This window comes from Desulfoluna spongiiphila, from assembly GCF_900101345.1.
Lineage (GTDB): Bacteria > Desulfobacterota > Desulfobacteria > Desulfobacterales > Desulfolunaceae > Desulfoluna > Desulfoluna spongiiphila.
In genome coordinates this window covers 92,371-118,655 of record NZ_FMUX01000021.1, presented here as the reverse complement: position 1 = coordinate 118,655, position 26,285 = coordinate 92,371, and the positions used below count along the sequence as shown (strand labels likewise).

19 protein-coding genes are annotated in these 26,285 nt (G+C 57.5%); 5 read left to right on the top strand and 14 right to left on the bottom strand.

The window, feature by feature from the left end; genetic code table 11:
* Positions 1-159: 159 nt before the first annotated feature.
* The 4 genes from BLQ12_RS22125 to BLQ12_RS22110 form a co-directional block, all read right to left on the bottom strand.
* Positions 160-1,548 (bottom strand): efflux transporter outer membrane subunit, encoded by a 1,389-nt coding sequence (locus BLQ12_RS22125; RefSeq protein ID WP_092214228.1) that lies wholly within the window; start codon positions 1,546-1,548, stop codon positions 160-162.
* Positions 1,549-4,686 (bottom strand): efflux RND transporter permease subunit, encoded by a 3,138-nt coding sequence (locus BLQ12_RS22120; RefSeq protein ID WP_092214226.1) that lies wholly within the window; start codon positions 4,684-4,686, stop codon positions 1,549-1,551. It abuts the gene before it with no gap.
* A 118-nt stretch (positions 4,687-4,804) separates the two neighbouring features.
* Entirely contained in the window at positions 4,805-5,962 is a 1,158-nt protein-coding gene (locus tag BLQ12_RS22115; RefSeq protein ID WP_175470009.1) for an efflux RND transporter periplasmic adaptor subunit, read from the bottom strand.
* Positions 5,963-6,295: 333 nt separating this feature from the next.
* A complete protein-coding gene (locus BLQ12_RS22110) occupies positions 6,296-6,706 on the bottom strand; it encodes a MarR family winged helix-turn-helix transcriptional regulator (protein WP_175470008.1) in 411 nt (136 codons plus the stop codon).
* A 377-nt stretch (positions 6,707-7,083) separates the two neighbouring features.
* Here BLQ12_RS22110 and BLQ12_RS22105 point away from each other — a divergent pair, with 377 nt between their 5' ends.
* Positions 7,084-7,995: an alpha/beta fold hydrolase gene (locus BLQ12_RS22105; RefSeq protein WP_175470007.1), complete on the top strand. Its 912-nt coding sequence runs from the start codon at positions 7,084-7,086 to the stop codon at positions 7,993-7,995.
* Between the two features lie 427 nt (positions 7,996-8,422).
* On the opposite strand, the gene BLQ12_RS22100 is transcribed toward BLQ12_RS22105, so the two are convergent.
* Complete coding sequence (locus tag BLQ12_RS22100) at positions 8,423-9,688, bottom strand: NYN domain-containing protein (protein ID WP_175470006.1); 1,266 nt, start codon at positions 9,686-9,688, stop codon at positions 8,423-8,425.
* 256 nt (positions 9,689-9,944) lie between these two features.
* Between BLQ12_RS22100 and BLQ12_RS22095 the strand changes: the two genes are divergently transcribed.
* Together BLQ12_RS22095 and BLQ12_RS22090 are read left to right on the top strand one after the other, a co-directional pair.
* Positions 9,945-10,562, top strand: a complete 618-nt coding sequence (locus tag BLQ12_RS22095) for a LysE family translocator (protein ID WP_175470005.1) — start codon at positions 9,945-9,947, stop codon at positions 10,560-10,562.
* An 8-nt stretch (positions 10,563-10,570) separates the two neighbouring features.
* The gene (locus BLQ12_RS22090) at positions 10,571-11,365 is read left to right on the top strand and encodes a hypothetical protein (protein WP_092214214.1); all 795 of its coding nucleotides are present in this window, start codon (positions 10,571-10,573) and stop codon (positions 11,363-11,365) included.
* A gap of 476 nt (positions 11,366-11,841) precedes the next feature.
* Here the strand turns inward: BLQ12_RS22090 and BLQ12_RS22085 are convergent, their stop codons facing one another.
* Positions 11,842-13,572: a hypothetical protein gene (locus BLQ12_RS22085; protein ID WP_139164069.1), complete on the bottom strand. Its 1,731-nt coding sequence runs from the start codon at positions 13,570-13,572 to the stop codon at positions 11,842-11,844.
* A gap of 332 nt (positions 13,573-13,904) precedes the next feature.
* Here BLQ12_RS22085 and BLQ12_RS22080 point away from each other — a divergent pair, with 332 nt between their 5' ends.
* A complete protein-coding gene (locus BLQ12_RS22080; protein ID WP_092214208.1) occupies positions 13,905-14,918 on the top strand; it encodes a helix-turn-helix transcriptional regulator in 1,014 nt (337 codons plus the stop codon).
* Positions 14,919-15,137: 219 nt separating this feature from the next.
* On the opposite strand, the gene BLQ12_RS22075 is transcribed toward BLQ12_RS22080, so the two are convergent.
* From BLQ12_RS22075 to BLQ12_RS22040, 7 genes are all read right to left on the bottom strand, one after another.
* The gene (locus tag BLQ12_RS22075; protein ID WP_092214206.1) at positions 15,138-16,661 is read right to left on the bottom strand and encodes a spermine/spermidine synthase domain-containing protein; all 1,524 of its coding nucleotides are present in this window, start codon (positions 16,659-16,661) and stop codon (positions 15,138-15,140) included.
* Positions 16,658-17,254, bottom strand: a complete 597-nt coding sequence (locus BLQ12_RS22070; RefSeq protein ID WP_092214204.1) for a spermidine synthase family protein — start codon at positions 17,252-17,254, stop codon at positions 16,658-16,660. Before BLQ12_RS22070 ends, BLQ12_RS22075 begins: the two co-directional genes overlap by 4 nt.
* Positions 17,255-17,578: 324 nt before the next feature.
* Positions 17,579-19,996 carry a formylglycine-generating enzyme family protein gene (locus BLQ12_RS22065; protein ID WP_175470004.1) on the bottom strand — a complete coding sequence of 806 codons (2,418 nt, stop codon included), beginning with the start codon at positions 19,994-19,996 and terminating at the stop codon, positions 17,579-17,581.
* A 608-nt stretch (positions 19,997-20,604) separates the two neighbouring features.
* Positions 20,605-21,366: an enoyl-ACP reductase FabI gene (locus BLQ12_RS22055; protein WP_175470003.1), complete on the bottom strand. Its 762-nt coding sequence runs from the start codon at positions 21,364-21,366 to the stop codon at positions 20,605-20,607.
* A gap of 155 nt (positions 21,367-21,521) precedes the next feature.
* Entirely contained in the window at positions 21,522-22,304 is a 783-nt protein-coding gene (locus BLQ12_RS22050; protein ID WP_092214195.1) for an enoyl-ACP reductase FabI, read from the bottom strand.
* A gap of 58 nt (positions 22,305-22,362) precedes the next feature.
* Positions 22,363-22,848: an ecotin family protein gene (locus BLQ12_RS22045; RefSeq protein ID WP_092214192.1), complete on the bottom strand. Its 486-nt coding sequence runs from the start codon at positions 22,846-22,848 to the stop codon at positions 22,363-22,365.
* A gap of 397 nt (positions 22,849-23,245) precedes the next feature.
* Complete coding sequence (locus BLQ12_RS22040) at positions 23,246-24,097, bottom strand: acid phosphatase (RefSeq protein WP_226860049.1); 852 nt, start codon at positions 24,095-24,097, stop codon at positions 23,246-23,248.
* Positions 24,098-24,971: 874 nt separating this feature from the next.
* Between BLQ12_RS22040 and BLQ12_RS22035 the strand changes: the two genes are divergently transcribed.
* Positions 24,972-25,631, top strand: a complete 660-nt coding sequence (locus BLQ12_RS22035) for a protein kinase family protein (protein ID WP_092214190.1) — start codon at positions 24,972-24,974, stop codon at positions 25,629-25,631.
* Positions 25,632-25,641: 10 nt separating this feature from the next.
* Here BLQ12_RS22035 and BLQ12_RS22030 read toward each other — a convergent pair whose 3' ends face one another.
* The gene (locus BLQ12_RS22030; protein ID WP_092214188.1) at positions 25,642-26,229 is read right to left on the bottom strand and encodes a methyltransferase family protein; all 588 of its coding nucleotides are present in this window, start codon (positions 26,227-26,229) and stop codon (positions 25,642-25,644) included.
* Positions 26,230-26,285 lie beyond the last annotated feature (56 nt).

Here is a 26,285-nt window from a genome sequence, read left to right as displayed (position 1 = left end):
CAAAAAAAATGTCCGGTGCCTCCAGCTGCAAGGTATGCCCCTTGAACGCGGATTGCCGCCTGCGCGTTGCCCTTTGTTTTCGGGCCAACGCACAGGCGGCATTTTTTATTACGGCCTCCGGCTGAAACACCGGAGGCGCTGCAGATAATCTTGGCCGGCTTAGCCTTCAAGCCCTCCGCCGAGGACCTTGTAGAGGCTGACTCTGTTGGCCAGTTCCTGGCGCTGCAGGTCAATCTGGGTTGTCTGGGACGCAAACAGCGAGCGCTGGGCGTCGAGCACACTCAGGAAAGAATCCACCCCCTCGGTATACCGCATAAGGGAGAGGTCGTAGGCCTCCTGGCTTGCCTGGACCAGCATCCCCTGGGCCTCCAGCTGACGCCCCAGGGTCTCCCTGGCGGCCAGGGCGTCGGCCACCTCTTTAAAGGCCACCTGCAGGGTTTTTTCGTAGTTCACCACGGCGATCTCCTGATCGATCTTCGCGGCTTTAAGCAAGGCTTTGTTCCGCCCTCCGTTGAAGATGGGAATGGAGATGGAGGGCCCCAGCCCCCAGGCCCCGGCATCCGAAGAGGAGAAGAGGTCGCCCAGGTCCGTGCTGGAGTAGCCGAGGCTGCCGGTGAGGGCAATGCGCGGATAAAAAGCAGCCCGTGCCGCCCCGATATTGGCGCCTGCCGCTTTCAGGGAAAACTCGGCCTGGAGGATATCCGGGCGACTCAGCAGCACCTCGGATGAGAGCCCCACGGGGATCCCATCCATAACCGCCGATTTTTCGAGGTTTGCCGCCATGGGAATCCCTTCCAGGTTCCGGGTACCAAGGATCACCACCAGGGCGTTTTTGTCCAGCTGAACCAGGCGGGTATAGAGCACTGTGTTCACCCGGGCAGACTCTAAGGCAATACGGGCCTGGGAGAGGTCCTGACGGGTTGCCACGCCATTCTGATAACTCTTGTCCACCAGCTCATAGGTCTGGCGACGCGTCTCCAGGGACTCCTTGGACAGCGTCAGGGTCTCCATGTCGCTGGTGAGCTGAAGGTAGGCATTGGCCGACTGGGCGATGAGGGAGATGGTGACGCTCTTTCTGGCCTCTTCGGTGGACAGGTAGGTGTTCAGGGCCACCTGGCTCAGGTTGTCCACGCGACCGAACAGATCGATCTCATAGGACGGCATGGCAAGGCCTGCCTTGTAGGTTTCGACGGTGTTCCCGCCAAAATCCTTCTGGTACTCTCCCGACCCCGCCGCAGTGATCTCCGGCAGCAGCTTGGAGCGTTCGATGCGATAAAGGGCCTGGGTCTTTTGAACATTGAGGGCCGCGGTTTTCAGGTCCCGGTTGTTGGCAAGGGCCGTCTCCACCACCTGCTGCAAGGCAGGGGACTGGAAAAAACTCCGCCAGGGGATGTCGCGGGCAAGGCCCTGATCAGCCTGGGAGGCGCCCTCCTGAACCGAGGACCAGTCTTCTGCGGTCACCGAGTCAGGGCGCTTGTATGTCGGGGCCAGGGAGCAGCCTGACATCATCAGGACCCCGGCCAGCACAACGGTTGCTATTCTTTTCATCTAATTCACCTCACCCTCGCCCAGCTCCAGGGCAGACTTCTTTTTTCCTTTGAACGACGAAACGCGCTCGACGAAAACAAAAAACAGGGGCACGAAGTAGATGGCCAGAAAGGTGGCCCCGAACATGCCGCCGATGATGGCCAGGCCGATGGCGTTCTGGCTGGCCGCCCCCGCCCCGCTGGACTTGGCCAGGGGAAGAACCCCGAGGACAAAGGCCATGGAGGTCATGATGATGGGACGAAACCGCAGTTTGAAAGACTCCAGGGCCGCATCCACCAGGGGGGTGCCCGATTCGTAGAGCTCCTTGGCGAACTCCACGATGAGGATGGCGTTTTTCGCACACAGCCCCACGGTGGTCAGAAGGGCCACCTGAAAGTACACATCGTTGCTCAGACCAAAGCCCAGGGCAGCCACCACAGACCCCAGCACGCCCAGGGGCAGGGCCAGGAGCACGGAAAGCGGAATGGACCAGCTCTCGTACAGGGCCGCCAGGCTCAGGAACACGATGATGATGGAGATGGCGTACAGCGCAGGGCCCTGGGACCCGGACAATTTCTCCTCATAGGAGGTGGTGGACCAGGCGTACCCGATGCCGTCGGGAAGTTCTTCGGCCAGTTTTTCCATCTCGGCCATGGCCTCACCCGTGGAGACGCCGGGAGCGTTGGCCCCCTGGATGTTGATGGAGGAATACCCGTTGAACCGCTCCAGGCGGGGAGAACCGTAGGTCCAGTACCCCGTGGAAAAAGAGGTGAACGGCACCATCTTGCCCTGGCTGTTTTTGACGTACCACTTGTCGATGTCCGAAGGCTGCATGCGGTCTTCGGCCTGCCCCTGGACATAGACTTTTTTCACGCGGCCGTTGTCCATGAAGTCGTTCACATAAGCCGAGCCCCAGGCCGTCTGGAGGCTGGCGTTGATCTCGCCGATGGACAGGCCCAAAGCCCGGGCCTTTTCCATATCAAGCTCAATCTTGTACATGGGCACGTCGTCCAGGCCGTTGGGCCGGACACCCACCAGTTTCGGGTTCTGACGGGCCTGGGACAAGATCTGGTCCCGGGCCTCCATGAGCTTCTCGTGCCCTGCCCCCACGTAATCGATAAGCTGGAGGTCAAAGCCGGAGGCATTGCCCAGGTCGATGATGGCAGGCGGAAAAAAGGCGAAGATCATGGCGTCCTTCACCCGGGACATGGCCTGGTTGATCTGCCCGGCAATCTCCATCACCGACATGTCCCTGTCTTCCCAGTCCTTCAGGTTCACAAAGGAGATGGCGGTGTTCTGGCCGTAGCCGGAAAAACTGTAGCCCACCACGGTCATGTACTCGCGGAACTGATCGGCCAGATTGGCATCCATGTATTCGGTGTACTTCTCCACGGCCGAGGCGGTGCGGGCCGCCGTGGCCGAAGCCGGAGTGGACACCTGGACGATGAGCACGCCCTGGTCTTCGTCCGGCAGAAAGCCGGTGGGGATGCGCACGAACAGAACCCCGAGCCCCACGAAAACCATGAGGTAGACGGCCATTGAACGTTTCCAGTTCCGCGTGATTTTCCCCGAAGCCGTGTGGCTGGCACTGCGCGCCTTGTTGAATGCCCGGTTAAACCATCCGAAAAACCCGGTGGTTTTCTCCCCGTGCCCTGCAGCCACCGGCTTGAGAATGGTGGCGCAAAGCACCGGGGTCAGGATCAGGGCCACAACCACCGAAAAGGTCATGGACGCCACGATGGTCAATGAGAACTGCCGGTAAATGGCCCCGGCCGAACCGGAAAAGAAGGCCATGGGAAGGAACACCGCAGACAGGACCATGCCGATACCGATGAGGGCGCCGGTGATCTGATCCATGGATTTCCGGGTGGCTTCCATGGGGGAGAGCCCCTCTTCGGCCATGACGCGTTCCACGTTCTCCACCACCACGATGGCGTCGTCCACCAGCAGGCCGATGGCCAGGACCATGGCAAACATGGTGAGGGTGTTGATGGTGAACCCGAACAGGTGCAGGGTGGCAAAGGTGCCCAGAAGCACCACGGGAACCGCCAGGGTGGGGATCAGGGTCGCCCTGAAGTTCTGCAGGAACAACAGCATCACGAAAAAGACGAGGACAATGGCTTCCAGCAGGGTGTGGACCACGGACTCAATGGAGATCTCCACAAAGGGCGTTGTGTCATAGGGAAAAGAGTAGCTCACCCCGTCCGGCAGGTACTCGGAGAGTTCTGCCAGCTTGTCCTTCACCCGCTTGGCCGTGTCCAGGGCGTTGGCCCCGGTGGCCAGGCTCACGCCAAAGGCCGCCGCAGGCGCCCCGTTACGCTCCACCACGGTGCCGTAGGTTTCTTGACCCAGGGAGATGGTGGAGACGTCCTTCAGGCGCACCTGGGAGCCGTCTTCATTGACGCGCAGGATAATGTCCCTGAACTGGTCCGCGGTGTTGAGCCGGGACTGGGCCAGGATGGTGGCGTTGATCTCCTGCCCCTTCACCGCAGGCAGGGCGCCGAACTGCCCTGCCGAGACATCGAGGTTCTGCTCGGAGATGGCGTGCAGCACCTCATTGGTGGAGATGTTGTAGGAGTAGAGCCGGTCCGGGTCCAGCCACACCCGCATGGCGTAGGGCGAGCCAAAGGTGCTCACCGATCCCACACCCTTGACGCGGGAGATGGGGTCCTGGATGCGTGAAGCCACCAGGTCCGCCAGGTAGGTCTGGCCGATGTCCGGGTTGGTGGAGTGAAAACTGGTCACGAACAGAAAGGAGGTGGACGCCTTTTCCACCACCACGCCCTGGGACTGCACCGCTGAAGGGAGCTGGGGCATGGCCGTCTGCACCTTGTTCTGCACCTGGACCTGGGCAATGTCCGGGTCGGTGCCCGGCTCAAGCGTCACGATGATCTCCACCTTGCCCGTGGCATCGGAAGAGGAGCTGAAGTACCGGAGGTTGTCGATCCCCGTGAGCTGCTGCTCAATGACCTGGGTAACCGAGTTTTGAACCGTGTCCGCCGAGGCACCCGGGTAAAAGGTGCTTACGGAGATCTGGGGAGGAGCCAGGGTGGGGTATTGCTCCACCGGCATCTGCGGGATCGACAAAACCCCTGCCAGCATGATGAGCAGAGCGACCACCCAGGCAAACACCGGGCGATCAAGAAAAAATCGAGACATGACTGCGTGTCCTTATATCATAAAGCGGTATGACCCGGATCCCGGGCAGGGCGGCCCCAAAGGGGGGATCGCCTGCACCGACACCGTGTCTGTATCATCTGAATTGGCGGGAGCGTCATTAATCGGCCAGGGCCAGTTTGGCGGGGGAGACCTCGACAGCACTGTCGGGCCGCAGGCGTTGAAAGCCTTCCGTTACAATGGATTCCCCTTCGGAAATACCACCTGCAACGATCCAGTTGTTCCCATGGGCTCCGTCCACCTCAATGGGGCGGGGGTGCACCTTGCTCTCCTTGTCCACCACCCACACGATACGCTTGCCGTTGGGCTGGAGAATGGCCGCTTTCTGGGGAACCAGGATCACGTCGGCCTTGTCCAGGAACAAGGTGGCGCTGGCGAAAAAGCCGGGGTACAGCTCTTCGTTGGGGTTGGGAAAAAGAGCCCTCAACACCACAGAGGAGGTGGTGGGATCCACGGTGACTTCTGAGAACTGGAGTTCCCCCATGTGCCCGTAGGCCCCTGCCTTGTCCCCGTAATCCAGGGTAACTTCGACCTTCTCGGTATGAACGCTCTTCTTCTTAAACTCCGAGAGCTTCTCCCGTGCCTGCTGCATGTCCACGTAGATGGGATCCAGCTGGGTGATCTGGGCCATCATCTGCTGTTGATTGGCCGTCACCAGAGCCCCTTCGGTGACCGTTGACTTGCCGATGCGCCCGGTGATGGGGGCGTAGACCCGGGTATAGTCCACATTGATCTTGGCCTGGGCCACCGAGGCTTGGGCCACGGCAATGGCGGCACGGGCCTTGAGCAGCGCCGCGTGGGCATCGTCGAACTCCTGACGGCTCACCGCCTTGTCCTCCACCAGGCGTCCGTAGCGCTCTTCCCGGGCCCGGGTTGTTTCGAGCTGGGCCTTGGCCTGGAGCAGATTCGCCATGGCTGAGTCATACACAGCCTGATAGGAGGAGGGGTCGATCTGGTAAAGGGGCTGCCCCTTTTTGACCATGCCGCCTTCCACAAAAAAGCGTTTGGTCACGATGCCCGTGACCTGGGGCCTGACCTCCGCCACCTTAAAGGCGTTGATCCGTGCAGGGACGGTCTGGGTATACTGGATGGATGTTTTTTCCAATGTCATGGCCGATACAGGGGCTTTGGCCTCGGGCCCCTGGGCCAGGGCGACGGACGGTATCACAACGAGCCCCAGGATCATGGCGGCAATCAGGCCCACGACTCCTGAGAGGCGGTGCTGGTTAAACAATGGTGATGCGAATCTTTCACTCATGATGATGTGTCTCCAAATCATACTTTTTTTTGACGTCTCCCCCCGACACAGTCGAGGGGGGCATGATCAACCGCTCGAAAAGCGGCCGTTATCCAGCGCCTGTGTGCGCAGATCGACTAAAAAAACCCCGACGGGGCAAGCCTCAAAAAACAAGGCGAATATCCTGTTATTTTTTACCGAATGAAATATAGGAAAACGGAGTGGTTAAAAAACCCTCAGCGTAGCCCGGTTCCATGGGCCGCAAGCCCACCGAGACGGGATTTATGCACTACCTCCGAAAAAAGGCAGCGGAAATAAACGTATGATCCAACCCATAGAGCGTGGGCGGCCCCCTTAAAGATCAATCCCCAGGTTTGATAAAATCCTCAGATGGGCCCGGTGCATGGTCTGGAGTTCCTCCTCGGACAAACCGGCAAACACAACGCCTGAAAAATCAGACACGATGGGAGCGCACTCATCCAGCACCTCCCGTCCTTCATCGGTGAGGAACACAAGCTGTCGGCGCTTGTCGCCACCGTCGGAGCGGCGCTGGACACAGCCTTTCTGCTCCAAAGAGGCGATAATGCGGGCCATGTTGTGCCGGTTTTTCCGGGTGAGTCGTGCCAACTCGCTCTGGTGGACGCCCTCCTGGTTCACGAGCATGGCCAGCACCACGAAATTCTCCGGGGTAATGGCGGCTCCTGCGGCCTCAAAGCGCCGCCTGATGCCTGCACCGATCTCAAGGTCCAGCAGGTGAATGATCATGCCCCTCGCATCTCGGTTTGGAATCACGGGGTGGTCGAACATCACAAATTCATTGGGTGGTGTTGTTGTTTTTGTTGCCATAGTAACGTTACCATAGCAACATAATTTTCACAGATCAATAGTCTGCCGCCGATTTTTGTCAATCCGCCTGTTTCCAAAACCAAGCAGAGAAAAATATCCACTTAAAATCAAGGCGCTACGCCTTGCATTCCCCCCCAAAAAAACAACATGCCCCCTTTTTTACCCCGGCAGGGGAACAGAACAGAATTCCAGTGATCCCGACGCGTCATTTTGGTAAGATGTCAAGCAATTGGCGTCCGTATGCCGTACCGTTTGAGCCTTCTAATCCCGACCAACAACCCACAACGAGGTACCCCATGAAACGATCCCGATTGTTGACGGTGTGTTCCCTTCTGATTGTCGGCCTTGCCCTCCTGCACCTTGCGGCATGCAACAGCACGTCCAAAGAGATGACCGGGACACCCCCCGATACAACCCGGTCTGTCACTTTAATCTCCGGCCTCTCCCTTGAGTACCTGGAGATGGGGGACCCGGGCGGCATGGCGGTGGTCTTTCTCCATGGCTACACCGACAGCCACGACTCCTTCAGTCGCGTTGCCCCCCTCATGCCCCGGGAGGTCCACGCCTTCTACCTGACCATGCGCGGCCACGGCAACTCCGCCAGACCGGGGGCCTACGCCATGGACCTCTTTGCATCGGATGTGGCCGGATTCATGGACCAGGTGGGTATCGAGCACGCCGTGGTGGTGGGCCACTCCATGGGCAGCTTCATAGCCCAGCGGGTGGCCCTGGACTTTCCCGAAAAGGTCACCGGGCTGGTCCTCATCGGCTCAGGTGCCTCGTGCAGCGACAACGCCGTCCTGGCTGAGCTGAAAACCTATGTGGATACGTTGAAGGATCCCATTGACCGGGGCTTTGTGCGGGAATTCCAGGCAAGCACCGTGGCAGCACCCGTGCCGGATGCCTTTTTAAGCCACGTGGTGGATGAGAGCATGAAACTTAAAGCCCATGTGTGGAAAGAGGTTCTGGCGGAACTCATGGCAGTGGACCACCGGGATCAGGTAAGCGCCATTGTGGTGCCCACCCTGGTGTTGTGGGGAGAAAAAGACGGGGTATTCGGTGCGGCGGACCAGCTTTACCTCGGCACCCATATCCCCGAGGCCTCCCTGAAGCTCTACGCCGACACCGGCCACGGGCTCCAGTGGGAGCGCCCCGAAAGATTCGTGGCCGATCTTTCGGACTTTCTCAAAACAACGCACAGCGATTGAGACGCGCGTTGCCTCCTATGGTTAAAGTCGGATGAACGACAGGGGCAAAAGGCCTGCAACCAGGCCTTTTTCAAAACACATTTTAAGGCACTTGACGGGCCTTCTCATGGAAGCCACTTAGGCAAAATACCTTGAAAGCAGGTTGCGAATGCGCTTTCCCCTTCGTTCCTCAGGGAAAATCACATTCGCCTTTAAAACGGCATTCATTCAAAAAGAGTTTTTAAGACCTGTTTGTTAAACGTTTTTCAAAGTTTAGCCCCCGGCAGGGCCGCCGGAGGCATCTTTAACCGGACTTCCTCCGGCGGCCCTGACGAGGACCAACCCGTTGAAACGTTTGATAAGCAGACAGCAAAAACGCCCTGTCGCGGCAACACGACAGGGCGTCATTTTTTTTCATGGTTCTGGGCAAGGGCCCCTTTGGACCGTCTCAGACGAACTTCTGGGGCAACCGGTTCAGGATATGTTCGATGTAGCTGTCGTCGTCTTCGGGCTCCAGCTCCAACAGTTTTTTGCAGATGCCCAGCGCATCGCTCAAAGAAGAGGGGAGCAGCTCCTTGATCTTGTAGATCAGGCTGTATTCAAACCGGCTGATAAACGACTCAATGTCATGGTACTCGGTTTTCAATGCGATGTCCCGGTCCCGAAAGGTGCCGTTGCCCGCATGCTGCATCTGAAGCATGCTCGAATGGTTGCACACCTTGATGTACCCGTCGAGTTTCCGGGAGCTGACCACGCGACCGTCATCAAAGGTCATGCCCTCCAGCTCTTCGATGATGGAGTTGACGGTGAAGGTCTCCGCACGGACCATGTTGTCGTGGATAAAGGCGAGCATGCCGTCCCGGGAGGCGCGGTCCCAGTCGATGTTAAGCCCGCTCATCTTGGCTCGGAGCTTGGGAATGATGTCATCGGCCTCGTCCCTTTGGGGGGCCTTGTTTTCGAAGCGGGCGGCCTTGATGTAAAAATCCCCCACGCTATCGCTTCGCTCCACGGTTGCGATGTCGTCCAGGGCCAGGATCAGGTCGATGAACTTGCGGAACCCGTAGCGCGACTCGTCAAAGGAGGAGGATATATGGCGGCGAATCAAGGATTTCAACTGGGCCCCTAAAATCCCCTGCTCTCCCACATGGCGCTCCAGAAGGTCCCGAAGCTGGGCCTTGAAGACGTTGAGCATTTCGGAATTGCCGCCGTTGTGGGGCCTTAGCCCCGTGTCGAAAATGTCCTGCAGGCTCTCGTAGTTCACAAAGCGATCACACAGCTCCGCCAGGTCTTCCGAGGCGCAGTTCTCCGGGGAGACCCCCACGATCTCTTTGTTGTGAAGCTTGAGCTTTTTGAGCAGGTGGATAAAATCCCGGTCCCCGCTGACAATGACGTACCGGTCGATCTGGGGGCGCTCGTAGATCATCTCCATGGCATCCACGGCCATTCTCAAGTCCACGGCATTTTTCTGGCCTTTGCCCAGGACATGGACCAGCTCCACCCCGTGCTGGTAGAGCTTGAACTGGTGCTGGTTGTAATCCCGATGGCGCCAGTCCGCATAGGCCAGGGCCGTGGTCAATTTCCCCTGGTCTTCGGAAATTTTCAACAGAAGTGAGGGATCAAACAGCCCTTCATCGCTGTCCGTGCTGTTGTTTCCGCTCAGCCCGCAGATGAGGTTTTCAAAATCGATAAGAAGTGCCGTGTTTTTCAGTTTCATGCCCTCGTTTCGTTCCAGAATCTTTAATGGTACATTCGTAAAAAAATTACCCATCGTCCGGGCCCGTCCCTGTCACGATACCTCACGTGCCAACGCGTCCCGCACCCCCATAACCCTTACCACATGCCACAAAAAAAAACAGGGCCATGGACTCCCCCCTCCCCATCCCAAGGGACAAGGACCTTGAATTTTAGCACAAAAAATGATCCAATACACCTTTTACTCATTTTTCTCACTATCTCAAGGATCACGCCTCATGGATATTTTCTCCCTTGCAGGACTGGCCGCCGCCATGGTGGTGCTCGCCCTGACACCCGGGCCGGGTGTTTTCGCCACCGTGGCCTCCGCCCTCTCATCCGGTTTTCGAGGCACCTTGAGCCTCATCGCCGGGCTGGTCACCGGAGACATCTGCTACCTCCTGTTTGCCGTCTTCGGCCTCTCCATGGTGGCAGAAGCTTTCGGGGAGTGCTTTATCTTCATCAAACTCGGCGCCGGTGCCTACCTGGCGTACCTGGGCATCAAGCTCATGGCAGCGGGGCCCGCCCGGGCCGGGTCTGCACCGACTCCGTCCACGGGCCGCTCCTACGCAAGCGGACTCTTCATCACCCTGGCCAACCCCAAGGTGATCCTCTTCTACTGCGGGTTTCTTCCCGCCTTCATGGATCTTGGGGCCCTCACCCCCACCGGCATCGGCCTTGCCGCCCTCACCGTGGCCACGGTGATCACCTCGGTGCTCTGCGGGTATGCCCTGCTGGCCTCCAGAGCAAGGCAGGCCATGACCAGGCGCCATGCCGTCGGTGCCGTCCAGAAGACTGCCGGGGGCCTGATGATCGCCGCAGGCCTGAAACTCGCCACCGACGTCATCACGGAGTAGCCCCTGCCATGAAAAAAGCGGTTTTGCACCTCATGATCGTCATCGCCCTTGTTCTCTGCACGGGCTGCACCACCATGATCTCACGGGTGGTGGAGCGAAGCGCCCTGTCCAACATGAAGGAGAAACCGATCCATGAAGCCTTCTATATTTCCCCTGCCACCCGATGCGGGGACACTGTCTACCGCTGGTACCACCATGACGAATTGGACAGGGACTTCGGCTCCTGGATCGAGGTGCTGGAGATCAACGGAGAAGAAATCCACCTGGCCAGTTACCCGGAAGGAGATATTTTCCTGCACCGGGTGCACTACTGGGTGAAAGACCACAAGGTGATCAGGGCGGAACTGCACTACCGGGACAGCGTCTTTCCCCTCTCGGTGGAGCCCGCCCGCAAAGACGGCATGTACACCTCCTTTGAAGCCCTGGACCTTGCAGCCCCCCAGGAACTGACCATCGGCGGTGCAACCTTCCGGATACACCGCATCGAAACCCTGAGCGTCCACGACGTCACCTCGGCCGTGGGCACCACCTACGGCACCCGGTTCAAGTCCATCCGGTACATCTCCAACGAGGTATCCATAGGCGCGGTCAAAGAGGAGACCTTCTTCAGCACCCAGGTTCTCCGGGACAACTGGGAATACGTCAAACTGGGCCTGAAGGCCCTGGACCCCATGCGCTCATCCGCCGACACCCTCATGGGCCTGCTGCGCACCTTCCGGGAAAAAGAGAAGACCAATTTTCAGATTGAGTTTTTTCAGGAAAAAAGAGAGAAAAACGCGCCGCCCGTGGCCAACGCCGGGTAACCCGGCCAAGACCGAAAGCATGACCTTTAAGAGGATGCCTTTGCAACTGATTCGTTTCTAAAAAGCAGCCTTCTATGGTTAAAGTGGGTGGGAAAAAGCTTGCCTCCGGCGGCGAGGTGAGCCACCTCGAAAGCAGATTGCGAATGCGCTTTCCCCTTCGTTCCTCAGGGAAAAACACATTCGCCTATGGTTCAGATTAAACTGAATCTGTTTTTTTAAAACCTGTTTATCTAACTTTTCAAAAGTTTGGCCCTCGGCAGGGCCGCCGGAGGCATCTTTAACTTGGCTGCATCCGGCGGCAAGGTGTGCCACCTTGAAAGCAGCTTGCAAATGCGCTTTCCCCCCTCGTTTCTCGGAGAAAATCACATTCGCTATTGATTTAGATTAAACGAAGTCTGTTTTTAAAACCTGTTTATTAAACTTTTTAAAAGTTTCGCCCCCGGCAGGGCCGCCGGAGGCATTGTGGCCAAGGGGACCTATTTTTTGTAAATGGTCACCTTGGCACCCGGCATGACAACGGAAACGGGCTCGTACCCGCTTCCGTTAAACTGTCGGCAGATCTTCACGTCGTAGCCCCTGTAAAAATCTTCCCCGTCCACGTGGTAAAGTCCCCTTCCCGTGCCGCTTTTGCTCAAAGGGATCCCCAGGTCGTTTTTATTGACATACCACTTTTCAACCGGCATGCCGACATAGACGAGTTCCATCCCCCTGGATTTCGCGGTTTGTGAGGCGACCCGTTTCATGGCCGAGGTCTTGTAAGGATAGTCTGATTTTTTAAATTTCAGCTTCTTTCGAACAGATTTGACGGATGCTTTGAAGGTATCTTGAAACGCCTTGATTTCTTCAAATTTTTCTGTTGGCACAGGAAGGCCCGTGACCTTGCAGACGGCCCGTGTCTTTGTGATGCAATTAAGAGGCTCACCGAAATTCGTAAGGTGCAGGTCGTTGAGAATACCGGAGACCACCAGGTTCTTTTCAAGGATACCTGCATTGGCTTTGTTGAAGAAGGCAACCTGGCTGGCCAAATCCTGGTCAATGGTCCTCTGGGCCAGGGCATTTCTATAGGTCAGGCGGTTTTCTGCAAGGTCGAAAATAGATTTTACCGTTTCCCCCTCAACCTCCCTGTCCGGATCCTGCTCCAGGAGCAGTGTGTATTTTTCCTGGCATGTCGCGTGAAAGGTGTCCAACGCGCCAAAATTTTCGAAGAGGGGTTCCAGGCTGACGAGGCTGTTTACGGTTTGTCCGTCCCGGCCCGCCTGGAGGTAACTCAGAATGCGTGCATTGTTTCGCACCTCGGACTCGAAACGTGTCCGGAGCCTGAGCATCTGGTTTTTCTTTTCGATCCCCTCCTTGCGCGCGACAATGGCCTGGGTAACGATTGCGTTCATCTCGTCAAAGGTCTTTTTGGTTGCCTGTACCCCGGGGTCCTGCTGGAATTCTGGACCGATTTTCACGTACAGTTTCTCCGCATCGATGAGCCGCCGCTCACAGATGGCGTAGTCCTTTTCCTTAAAAAACCGATCGGCTTCGGTCATTTTTTTCTCGAAACGGCTTGCGTATCTCTTTGCTTTTTTAAGCGCCTTGGGATCCAGGCCATAGGTCTCCGCTGACTCTGCGGATACCGCTGCAACAGCGGTTCCGGCTGTCGATGAAGCCCCCATCTTTGCTGCAAGCGCTTCGTATCGAGCATGAATCGCCTTCACATCGGCCCTGTTTCGCTGGCCTGAAGGAATGCCTTCGTAACTGGCAAGGGCCTTCGCCATGAATCGTTTTGCATTTTTGGTGTCTCGTCGGTCCAGGTACTTCTGCGCCTCGGTGACCTTTTTATCAAACGTTTTGACTGACTTTTCCATGCCGGCGAGGGCCTTGGCCTCATCCACCTGAGATGTGAGCTCATCAAATCGTTTTTTTTTGATCACGACATCCGGGTACAACCGGTAAGGAGCGAGCATTTTGTTATAGGTGCGCTCGGCATTGGCCAGCCTCTTGCCCGCCATGCTCAGGTTGTTCTTCTGAACGAACTGCTCCGCCTGATCGACTTGTTTTGCATACTGTGCGGAAAGGCGTTTTGCTTTTGACAACTCCTTTGAACTGAGGCCTGCCGCATCGAACGTTCCTGCCGTTGCCCCGGAGGCAACCAGCAATACCATCATCACACACAGGCAGAAAAATCTGCCGACCATCGACAACCCTGTACTCTGTCTCATAACTCTCCTCACGTCTTTTTTTAAAAAAATGCCACCCAAACATGTTTTGTTCTATAGCAACAACCGTCGCCGCCTCATTTGCCATCAAAACGAAACTCAGCAGCAGGTCATACCGCCCCATCAATACACACAAATTCAGCAAGAAATAAAAACCGTTACAACCCACCGACATCAAGCAAGCCACAACACAAAATGTCCCCTTACAAGTCGCAGGATATTAGGTCTTGTTTTCCTTTCCATCCCCACGATAAAGTGCCATCAAGTCATGCATGTGTATTTCATTTTTTATTTTCACTTAATCACCACATAACGCTGAAAAACCAGACATCACTATGCCCCCAAGACGACATGCCTCAAGCAAGCCTTCCCTGGACGAGATATCCTTAGCCATCGAAGACGACAGCCATCTCGACACCCAGAAGGTCCCCGAGGACATTGGGCAGGGGCACACCCGAACCATCAACATCGGCGGCCGGATTCGCCTCATCAACCGGGATATCATCCCCAAAAAAACCGAGACGGTTCACTATCAGAACAAGCTTCCCGACCAGGCCACTGTGGGCGCTATATCCCTCCATGGTGGCGCCCTGACCGACCTGAACAACATCCGATGCCAGCTGCACCACTGCCAGGGCAACTACCACTGGGGGCATATCCCTGAGGACGACGGCGGCATCATGTTTCGAGGTCAGGAGCGTTCCTGCATACTGTACCTCAGCGTAAGTCATGACCTGCTCACTCAGTTCCCTGAATCCATGGACTCAGTCGAGCAAAGCAGCCTCTGGCGGCTCATGACAGGCCGAGAGGACGGGGTATCCGCCCCCCGATTCCTGCCCAACGAAGCCATCTCCACCCTGAGGGACCTGGTGGCCAGCCCCATAACCACCCCCTGGGACTGGATGCGTGTGGAGGCCAAGGCCCTTGAAATCATCTCCACCTGCATTTTTCACTATGACCGCGAGCCCGAGGACTCCTCAGAGATCCCCCTCTCACCGGAGGACCAGAAAAAAATAACGGACGCTCGGGACCTTTTGATCCATCGCATGGACACCCCACCCACCATCGCCGAGATGGCCAAAGCCGTCGGGGTCAATGCATTCAAGCTAAAAAAGGGGTTCAAGCAGCTCTACGGCACCACCTTGTTCGCCTACCTGCGATCCAGGCGACTGGACCGAGCCTACGAGCTCATCCGGTCAGGGGAGATGAACGTCACCGAAGCCGCCTTTGAGGTGGGCTATGCCAACCCCAGCGCCTTTACCTCAGCCTTTCGCAAGGCATACGGAACCAACCCCATTGACTGCCGAAAGAGATATTTCCAGGTCGCCGACTCCGGACCAGAAAGCTGACCCGTCGGGATGGGACGCAAAAGGAACCTCACCACCCCAACCCGATGTCATTAATCCATCCGTGGGGCAGCCACCACCTCCAGCGGGAGTCTTTTTTACGTTTAAAGGAATTTTTAAAGATAAGAGGGAACGTTTTTGCAGGTTGCCATAGTGCAGCCAAAGACGAAAACGGGCGCTTTTCTCAAAAAACGCCCCATCGGAGGACAGGCGGACCGGTTGTCACCTGCCGCCCTTGCCGAACTCTGTCACCATGTTATCGTCTGTCACCGTGGACCTGCCTTTGGATCGGGCCAGAAGCTGATCGCGATCCACGCCCAACGTGAGTTTCCTCACCCTGTCAAGCAGTCGCCCGTCCCGGGGAGTTAACGCATCCACCACGGGGCTGCCGTTGATGGCATAACGAACCAGAAGGTCTGCAAAGCGATTGGGGTCAAGGTCAAAGGGGGAATCGGACGCCAGGAGGTAAACCGTGTATTTCCGGACGCATTTAAAGTGTTTGGCCACGGTTTTGTCCACAGAACGGGACCCTGTACCGTTCAGGCAGATCACCCCGCCCGGGGCAAGGTGGGCCTTTACCTCTTGAAGAAACTCTTCGGAAAGAAGGGCCGTGGCATGGTTCCGCCAATGGAAGGTGGTGTTCATGACGATGAGGTCGAAGGTACGCGAGGGGTTTCTCCGCAGCCACCGCCTGCCGTCGTCGATGACGGCACGAAATTTTGAATTGTCCAGAAGGCTTGCCATCTCCGGGCTGCCCTTCACCACCTCAAGATAGGCCGGGTTGATCTCCACGGCCGTCACCTGCTCCACCTTCGGTCCGTTCACCAACACCTGGCACCACGCCCCGCTGCCCAGACCAATGGTAAGGATCTCCCGCGCCCCGGGGTGCACAAGGAACTGGAGATAGGCGCTGAAGATCTCCGGGTTTGTGCGGTACGAGAGGCTGGTGCTCAGCACCCCGTCGTAGGCCCCGTCCCCGAACACCTTCCCATTCCGGCTCACGACCACCACCCCGTTGCGATTCTCGATCACCTGGGCAAAGGGGGGCAAATGCCGGCTCCGGGGCTTGTACTTCAACTTTTCGTACAGGTGCCGGTGAAACACCCCGCTGGTAAAACAGATGCAGACGGCCACCCCCAGGGGGCCCCACAGGGCCCGTTTCGAAAACCCGCCGCCTGACCGGAAGGCCGCCCAGGCATACCCCAGCCCGGGCACCAGGCATGCCACGGACATCAAGGTGGAAATCCGGCCTGCCGGAAGAAGGTCCAGCAACAGGTACCCGGTCACCAGGGCCCCCAGGGTAGAGCCGGCGATGTTGCCCGCATAGAGCCCGCCGGTCAGGGCCCCGGCCCCTTCTTCGTCCCGAAGCGTCCACTGCACCAAAAGGGGCAGGATCCCCCCGAAAGAGAGCGACGCCGCAAAAACAGCCGCAAAACCCCACGCCCACCCATTGTACGAAAGGGTGGAAAACCACGCCGTCAGGGGGATCACCAGATAGCAGGCCATGGCCGACACGGTAAAGAGAAGGGCCAGGAGGCTGGAAAGCCATTGCCTGGAGGCCCCCATCCACCGCCGGCAGACAAAGGATGAAATGGCGATTCCCAGAAGGTAGATTCCCAAAAGGTTCCCGAAAACACGGGGGCTGGACTGGGAGGCAAAGGAAAAGACCCGCACCCAGAGGACCTCGAAGGAGAGAAAGACAAACCCCGAGACAAACGCCGCGGCAAAGGCACCAAGCCGGTTCATGACGCCCTCCTTCCCGCTGCCAGAACGAAGGCCGCGATGCCCATGTTGATCAGGGCGGCAAACCACACCGTCTTCTGGAGCCCCAGCAGGCCAAAGAGAAAATTCACCGTGGCCATGGCCGCGCAGGCCGCCCCCAGGGTGTTGGCAAAATAGAGCGTGGCCACCGTCTCCCCCGCGTTCTTCACCCGGGCGTTAACATGCTGGGTCAACAGGGGCAAGGATGCCCCCATCATCACCGTGGGACCGATAAGGATCCCGAAGCAGAGCCCGAGGGTGTGCAGATGGGTGGGCTGGGGAAAGTGGGCCAGGCGTCCGATGGCGGCCAGGCTCACCAGACCGTAAAGCCCCGTTCCCGCCTCCAGCAGGGCAAAGAGACGCACCGAAACGCACGCCCCCAGCCTGGAAAGCCGCCCACCGGCAAAGGCCCCCAGACCGAGGCCCAGCATGAACACCGCCACCACCAGGGTCACCGACTCGATGTCACTCCCCACCAAAGTAAGGAGGGCCCGCTGCCAGCACACCTGGTAGATGAGGGCAGAAAACCCGCTTAGGAAAAAGAGAAGGAGATAAAGACGAATTCCGGGACGTGCCATATCAAAAGGCGCCTTCTATGGGTAAAGTAAGTGTATGATAAAAGCCTCCGGCGGCAAGGGGCTGAGCCCCTTGACCCCAGGTTCGCAAATGCTCTGTACCTTCGTTCCTCAGGTACTTCACATTTGCTGACGGATACCATTAAGGTCGTTTAAAAGCTGATAAAGGATTTGGCTGCCGGGGCTTTGCCCCCGGAGGGGCCCAATCATGCGAATGCTCCAGGGCTTCGCCCGGAGCATTCGCAAACCAGCGTTCAAGGTATTTTAGCCTGAGTGCTTCGCCACCCTTGCCCCCGCAGGGCCGCCGAATCGTTTCAGGCAGAGGGATTAAAAGCCAATACCGAGGAAGGGCAATTTTGCTGTCGCAGTTTCAGTGTCGAATTCCAACCAACGCCCATCTGTGGATCCATGGTGTCCAAAAGTGGCATTAACACTGTCACCTTTTCGGGTCCAATTAGAAGCAGTGGCTCTGGGGGTGCCATCCAACTCGCTGCCGCTCCACCAGTACTCTTCCCGGCTGCCCTCGAACACCCCGGCAACACGAAGGGCCACCTCGATCGTCCCATCGAACAAATCCGCCCAGTTGTTGGCGATGACGGTCTCTCCATCAGGGCTTGTGATGGGTATGTCCGTCGGAAAACCGTATCTTTCCGGCAGATTCAGAAGATAATCATACTGACTGACAGTCACAAACCCGAAGGTGTTGGGCATGCCCTGGGGACGATTGGCATCCTCCCGGCAGAGGCGGTCGATGCCCTCACGGCCGCCGGCGTCGGTTTCATGCGTCTTTCCGGTGGCAAAGAGGCGCAGCTTGTCCGGTGTGTGCACCGACCGGGTGATGACGGCGATGCCGACCAGGTCGTTCCTGTCATTGGAGTCGTCGGGTTCATATCCACTGACCGCGCTGTGATAACTCAGCCACGATTTATCAGCTGAATCAAAGCTGCCCACAGCGCCCCGGGTGCTTCCATCCCCCTCGGTCCAGCCGTTGCAGTTATCGGCCAGGGTGCCGTCGGGCTTACTGCCGCTCCACCACGTGTTTTTCTTGGTACCTAAACCCCCGAGTTCGTCCAGAGAGGCCGGCAGGGAGCCATCCATGAGATCAGCCCAGTTTTCCGCCACTTTCACTGCCCCGTATGTTGTTCTGTCCTCCTTAATGTAAACGGGAATATTATCCGGAAACCCGAAATTTTTCGGCATATTCTTGATGCAGTCCTCTTCGGTCACCGACAAAAAGGCGTGGATCTTCTGGGCGTGCCAGGGAAGCCAGTAGTAGTACTTCACCAGCTCATCCGCACCGGTGCGCCCCCCCTCACCCAGTTCTCCCGTGAACTCGTTGTAAAGGGGAAACAGCACAACCTTGTCGATCACGTGGGCATCCATGGTCAGCGCCTTGGAGACCGGCGCACTGTGGCCGTCGTCCACCGTCAGCTCAAAAGTGTAGTAGCCGGGGATATCCGGGGTGAGCGAGGCGTTGGCACGTGTTTCTCCGGAAAGCCTTGCCGTGCTACCTTCCGGGGCAGAGATCAGCTTCCACTGGTACGTAAGGAGGTAGCCGTCGGGATCGTAGCTTCCGGAGCCGTCCAGCTGAAAGGGAGACCCGACAACCGTCGTTCCTTCCACGCCGGGATCCGCCACTGGCAGGGTCTCCAGCTCACGCACCAGGCGAAAGCCGATGTTGTTGGGATAATAAGGGTCACCGGGATCGTCGAGCTCGCCGGTCTCCCTGGTCGCGCTGCGGCAGCCCGCCTCCGTGGAGTTATAAGCGCCGCCCCTCACCACAGGGTCGCCGGTGTCAGCTCCGGTGGGGTCAACGACCGGCTCCACCGCATAAGGCGTGACGCCGTCCCAACGGTCGAAGCACATCTCGCGCACGTTGCCGTGCATATCGTAGAGGCCCCAGGCATTGGGTTCCTTCAGAGCCACCTCATGCTTCTGGCCACCGGAGTTGACGCTATACCACCCCACTTTGTCGAGGTTTTCCGCAGAAAACGCCCCGTTGGCAAAAGCCTCCTCGCTCCCCGCACGGGCCGCATACTCCCACTGCGCTTCCGTGGGCAGGTGGTAGACCCATTCGGGATATGTGTTGAGATTTTCCAGAAAGCCTTCCGCTCTACCGCTGTCAATCTTTGCCGGTTTTTCCGATTCGATAGTGACCGGTGCCGCGACGCCCTTGTCAATGGTTTCCCATTGCCGGTTGGTCATCTCCGTGGTCATCATGTAGTACCCCTTGGTCAGGGTCACCTCATGCGGTGTTTCTTTGGGATCCCGTTCGGGTTCATCCAACGGGCTGCCCATGGTAAAGGTGCCCGGGGGAATGTAGGCAAACTCTAAAATGACGCCCTCACCCACCTCCCGGGTAAATCCGGTGATCACCGTGACATAGGCCGGGGCACTCTCAGCCTTGCCGTCGCTCACCACCAGCTTGAAGCGGTACATCCCAAGCTTATCGGGGACAAATGAGGGATAGGGAATCTCCGGGTCGCTCAGCTCCGCCGTGCTGCCGGAAGGTGCTTTATCCAAGGTCCACGCGTAGGTCAAGGTGTCGTTGTCTTCATCTGAACTGGAGCCGGCAGAGAGGTCCACCGTGTCACCCACACGGGCCTTGATATCCGCCTCTTCCACACTGGCCACCGGAGCCTTGTTCTCCGGTGGCGTGTCACCACCGCTGTCGCCGCTTCCGCCACACCCGACCATGCCCATCAGGCACAGGGCCGCAATCATGGCAGCAGCTCTCTTTTTCATAGCCATATTCTTTCCTTATCGATTTTCTACTATTCATCTTCTCCGAAGTATCTTTCCAACTCCGGCTTCTCCATCACGGAGCCATAAGTCACCAGACAAGGGGCGTAAGCGGTATCGCACGCCCCAGCCCGGTGTCATTAGTCCATCCGTGAAGCAGCCACCACCTCCAGCGGGAGTCTTTTTTATGCTTAAAGGAATCCATCGGGAAAACGTGGCAAAAAGTATTCCGTTTGCTGCCCACGTTCCCTGGGGGGCAAGGGATAAGGAGTTTTTTTATGGGTGGGGAAAGGGAAAAAATGGATTGGTCGAAAGCGGAAAGGCGGGTATGAATCCGGGGCCCGGGAGCGCGAAACCGCAGCCCCTCTTCCACCGGAATTGTTCTGCACAACGTCACGGGAAAGCGGGTTACAAAACCTAAAACGTAACCATTCAGCGCCTAAAAAGCAGCCCCCGGCGGCAAGGTGTGCCACCTTGAAAGCAGGTTGCGTAATGTAAAAAAGTGGAAATTATTTCGGCGGAACCTGGAAAGGCTTGCTTAAGACTTGCTTGTCAAACTGTTTAAACGTTTGGCCCCCGGCAGGGCCGCCGGAGGCATAGGCTCTGCCCGGCTACCGCTCCATGATCTCCACACCGCAGTCGATGGTGTAGACCATGCCGGAGATGGAGTTGTTTTCAAGGAGACTCACCGAAAGGCTCGCCACGTCCTCTTTTCTCACGTTGGTTTTCAAGGGGGAGGCGTCCCTTGCCTTTTCAAGGAGCTCCAGGGTGTTGCCCACCTTGGCAAGGGAATAGGTAGGAACAAAGCCGGGGGAGATGCCGTTGACCTTCATCTTCCTGGCCTTGCCCAGGGACTGGGCCAGGCCGCGCACCATGGATTCCAGGGCGGCCTTGGCTGCACAGACCACGTTGAAATTAGGCACCGCCACCCGCCCCCAGCGAAGGGAAACGGCCAGGATGGAGGCATCCTCCCGGAACACGTCCAGGAGCCTTCCGGAGACCTCCACCAGGGAAAAGGCCCCCACCCGGATGGCATCGGTGAACTCACCCCACTCCACCTGCACCAGGGGCAGGTTCAGCTTGGCACCGGACGCCGTGGAGTAGGAGATACCGTGGACCAGGGCGTCGAGCTTCACCCCTTCGGCCTTGAAGGCCGCAACAAAGGCGTCCAGGTCCTCGTCCTTTCTCGCGTCGTATTTAAAGAGCCGGCGGATTCCCAAGTCCTCGGCCACCCGCTCCACATGCTCCCGGGTATCCTCATCCTGATAGGTCGCATACAGGGTGTACCCGGCCTTCTTCACCTCGGCCGCAATGGAGGTGCAGAGGCTCTCTGTGTTTCGAATCCCGATGATCAAGGCGTTTTTGTCCGTCATGTTCATGGTCTCCTTGAAAAAAACAAAAGCACAAAAGAAGGACGCCTCCGGCAGCCCTTCCGGGGGCCAACGTCTTGAAAAGTCAGACAAATAAGTGTTAAAAAAACACCACCCAGCGGAGGCACCGCTGACAGCCATCCGTCTCCCGGGGAAAGTCAGGGAACGTCGGGCTCCCTGCCCACGCGGACCAGGACGCTTGACCCGCAATCCACCACGTACGAGCCCCCGTTGATGGACGGATTGGTGATCACCTCGTAGGCGATGTTCCCGATGTCCTCAAGGGTGGCGGTCCGGTCCAGGGGCGTGGCGCTGCGCACGTGGTTGATCAGGTCTGAAAAACCGCCGATGCCGCTGGCGGCCCGGGTCATGACGGGCCCCGGAGAAAGGGCGTTCACACGGATGCCCTTGCCCCCCAGCTCCGAAGCAAGGCCTCGCACCAGGGCCTCCAGAATGCTCTTCACCGGCCCCATCATGTTGTAGCCCTCCACCGCCAGATGGGAGCCGATGTAGGAGAGGGTCAGGATACTGCACCCCGGGTTCAACAGGTCCGCGTCCAGCATCCGCCGGGTGATCTCCACCAGGGAAAAGGCGGAAATCCGTGTTGAATCCCGAAAGCTCTTCCAGGACACCTCGTGGAGCTCCTTTCGGATCTCGGAGGCATAGGCGATGCCGTGGAGGATCACGTCAAGACGCATGCCCCTGCCCCTCAGGTACGCCACCAAGCCGTCCAATTGCTCCTTGTTGCCCACCTCAAAGGGAAGCAGGGCATCGTCCTCCACCCCCAGGGCATCAGTCACCTCCCTCACATGGCGCAGGGCCTTCTCGTTCAGATAGGTCGCCACAATCCGGTAGCCGTTCCGATGAAGCTCCTCGGCAATCCCGGCGCTGATACTCTCCCGGTTCGCGATCCCAATAACCAGGGCGTTTTTCTTTCGCATAAAACGTCACCTCAGTGTTGGTTAAATAACGCGTGGAGCCGTCACACAGGTGTATCCCTTATTTTTTCTCCGCAGCCGAAACCGTCTCCGATGCCTTCCAGATACGGTACCTAATCTCATACCCCTCCGGGGCATAAACCACGATGGGAAGCTTGCTGTTGTAACGAACCTTCAAGGGGGTCCCCATGACAAAGGCCTCCACCTGGGGGGCACCTTCCGGGGCCGCCATCATCGTACTCATCATGGCCGAGGAGCCGGTCACCTCATAGTACGTATACCCCCAGCCGGTAAGGGGACGGGGCTCAATGGCACTGCCCAGCCGCACAAGGTTGACCCCGTCGGTCATCATCACCTTGCCTGCCATGAGCTCCACCATACTCGCCTCCTCTTCCCCCTTTGCCTTTTCCGGCAACACGATCACGAAACGCTCCATGCCCTCCATGGCATCGGGAAAGGCCTTGAGCTGTCCATGTCCCGCACAGGAGACCGATCCGAACACCACAAGAAACCCCAGCACGCCCAGCATCATCACTGTTTTTTTCATCTCACCACGCTCCTTCTGCGGTTACCGTTCATTGCATTGATACATCCGGCAGCCATCTAAAGACGCCGGACCATAAAGGAATAAAGACCCATACCTCCGCAACCCGGGGAGGGGCCGGGTGATCATCCCCGGGACGCTGAAGGCGCGTCCTCCCCACATTGATCATGCAAAACAAAGGGAATCGTTTCAAAACAGCAAGGAGATGGCAATGATCTGAATCACCCATACCGTGAAGGGCTGCGCCCTCAGACCTTCCCGAACCCCGACCGCAAGAAAATGGGCAGCCCCGAAAGGAGGGGCCTCCCGTCCCTTTGAAGTCATCAAGGCCGACGGCTCAAGACAAAACGCGCTGAGGCCCCCAAAAGAAAAATGTTTTCCGCTGCAAGGGCATGTCGCTCTAAGGCAGGGGATACCTCGCCAGGGTCTCGGCCTCGGCTTCGCAGTCCCCGGTCGGGGAAAGCCCCTTGGAAAGGGCCACGGCATACTCGGCCTTGGCCGCCGCCAGGTCCGCACAGAACACCGGATCGGCATGCAGCTTGGCCACGGTGGCGGCCCCCATGAATCTCCCTTCCATCACATCACTGTACCAGTGGGCGTTGCAGACAACCCGGCTCTCCCCGAAGGCCCTGCCCCGGGCAATGAGCCTGTCTGCCCTGTCCGGGGCGATTTCGGTAAGGATCAATGCCCAGGCCCACCCGATGGCGGTGTGGCCCGAAGGGTATGAGCCGTCATTTTTCAAGTGGTCTTCATCCTGGGGAAAGCAGGTGGGCTGCTCCATCATCACAAAGGGGCGCACCCGCTTGTAATGATCCTTGGCCGTGTAAGTGGAAAGCCCGGCATCGGCGAGGCTCCTGCGCAACACCATATAGAGGTGGGGTGTCTCTTCCTTTGTGATGGCGATGCCCAGGGCACAGGAAAAGGTCTCGGCCGCGGCCGGAAACATCAGCTCGGCATCCACGGCGGCCAGTTCCCAGCGGGGTGTCTCGGCAAGCTTGCGACTCCGCTCCTGAACATCTTTGTCCAGGGCAAAGGCGGCAGAGCTGTCTTCGGGGGGCAGGGGAATCAACGCCAGGCTGTTGGGCAGGGACTCCGTGGGCAGGTAGCCTTTCAAAATCCCCGGTTTCACCTCGGGGACCACCTCCATGGCTGGCTTGGGGTCGGCCGTGGCGCAGGCGGTCAGGAATGCCGCGCACAAAAAGACAGGCACCGCCCTGCGAAAAAACATCCGGAAACCGTCAGTCATCTTCATAAATGCCTCCACTCCTATTCTTGAATTGCGTCAGGGGATCATGCATGCACAGCCTCCGGCAGCGAGGCGAACAAAAGCGCAAAGACAGTGTACCCACGGATGCCCAAGGGGTAGCGTCAGAAAGCTCGGCATATGGCATCCGTATGATTCAGGCAAGGCCGCCCGTCATGGCCGGGCCCCGCTCGCAGAAAGGCCGCGCGAATCGATGATCCATCGTTCGACAACGGATTGTGGCAGGAAATACAGGATGTAAAACAGAGTACCCTTAGTACCTGATAAAAAACAACAAAAAAACAACGTCATTTAAACACCGGGCGACGTCAAAAACTCCCCCTGCGCCGTAAGGAGCAAGGGGACCGCCCGGCCGTCGAAATACATGAATTTCAAATAGAATCCCTGTGGAATGGTTGAACGCAGGGAAAAAGGAGGCTATAATAGGCCACATTACTGTCGCCGTCGCCGTAATCCCGGCTCGATGCCTTTCTATACAACCCAAACGGCATGCAACCTAAATGGATGCCATGCGGGTGTGGTTAACAAAAGAAGAGCGCGTTCCCTGAGCAATTCTGGCGACGACCGTGCACCGCAAGGCGCGCAACCTGCGTACTCGAACGCCAGTACCACCCACCCAGCACATTGCAGCAACATAAAGACCACCGGGCCTGCAGGTTTATCAGGTGAATGTGTCACCCATTGCACCGGGCCCATGTACACATTGTTCCCTTTAAAAATCACGTGATGGATACACACCCCACAGGATCTCAACCAAGAGGCAACATGCCTGATCGGTTTTTGCCACGCCAGTGCCCGACCATTGACGGCATACGATTTTTTGTCAAACCAATCACAGTGCGCGTGAAGAGGCTTTGAAAACATGAAAAAATCGTTTACACGACGAGACCTTGAATTCGGCGAGTATCATGTCATTTCCAAAGGTCGCTGGGGCAATGCGAACCTCTACCAGTTCCAGCACGGGCACACCACATGGGTCATCAAAGACTTCTCCCGCTGCCCCCCCGCCATAAAAAAAACCTGGGGCCGCCTTATGGCCAAAAGGGAATTTCTGGCCCTGAAGAAGCTCAAAGGCATGGACGGCATTCCTGCCGACCCGTTTTTTCTGGATGCGTATGCGGTGTGCTATCAGTACCAGCCTGGAACAACCTTGAAGGAGACACCTGCGGAGTTGATCAGTGATGATTTTTTCTATGAATTCGAAGACCTGGTGAAGCGGATGCACCGTCATAACATGGTGCACTTAGATATCCGGAACCATCGAAACATTCTGGTGACGGACAAAGGCCGGCCGGCGCTCCTGGATTTTCAGTCCAGCCTGAACCTTGAAAACACCCCCCGCGTCCTGCACAAGCTCATGAAGGACATCGATTTATCGGGGGTCTACAAAAACTGGAGGCGGAAAAAACCGGCATCCCTGGACAAAACGCGCCAGGAACACCTGGACGCCCTCAACCGCATCCGATTTTTATGGTTTCTGAAAGGCTACCCCTTAAGCGCGAAACCAACCCGCAAGGCATAAGGGCCATGCCTTAAGCGGCCCTCAAAAGCGTCGACACATAAAGCAGGACATAACACACACAGGGAAGGGCGATATTGGTCAGCACGTTATTTTGCACCACGCTCTCCCTGTTAAAAGACCAGAGACCGGCAGGATTAAACCGCTTCATTCCCGGAAAGTACGGACGCACATCCCTGCAATACGCCTTATACTCTTCACCGAAAAGCCCGGCCAGAAGTTGCTCTTCCCGTCTTACCCGGTTCACCATGTAGAAATAATAGACCAGGGAGACCACACCCAAAAACAAAAAACTCCCGGTCATCATCACAACCCCGGACACGAGCAAAAAACGCCCCAGATACATGGGGTTTCTCACGAACATGTAGGGCCCGGTGACGGTGAGTTTTTTCTGGGTTTTGATGGTGGCCATGCACCACACTTGAAGGAGCTGCCCAGCAACAGACACCAGGAGTCCGGGCACAAACCAGCCGGGCTCAACCTGGGTAAGCAGCACAATAAGAAACAGCACTCCCAGGGGGACACGCAGGGCAAGAAACGTTTTTCGCAAGGATTTATTGTTGAAAAGACCGTGGATTGGGCTTGAGACATGTTCCGGCATGACACCTCCCCTTAGACGGTGGTTTTATTCCCTTTTTCAATCAGTACTGTTTTTAT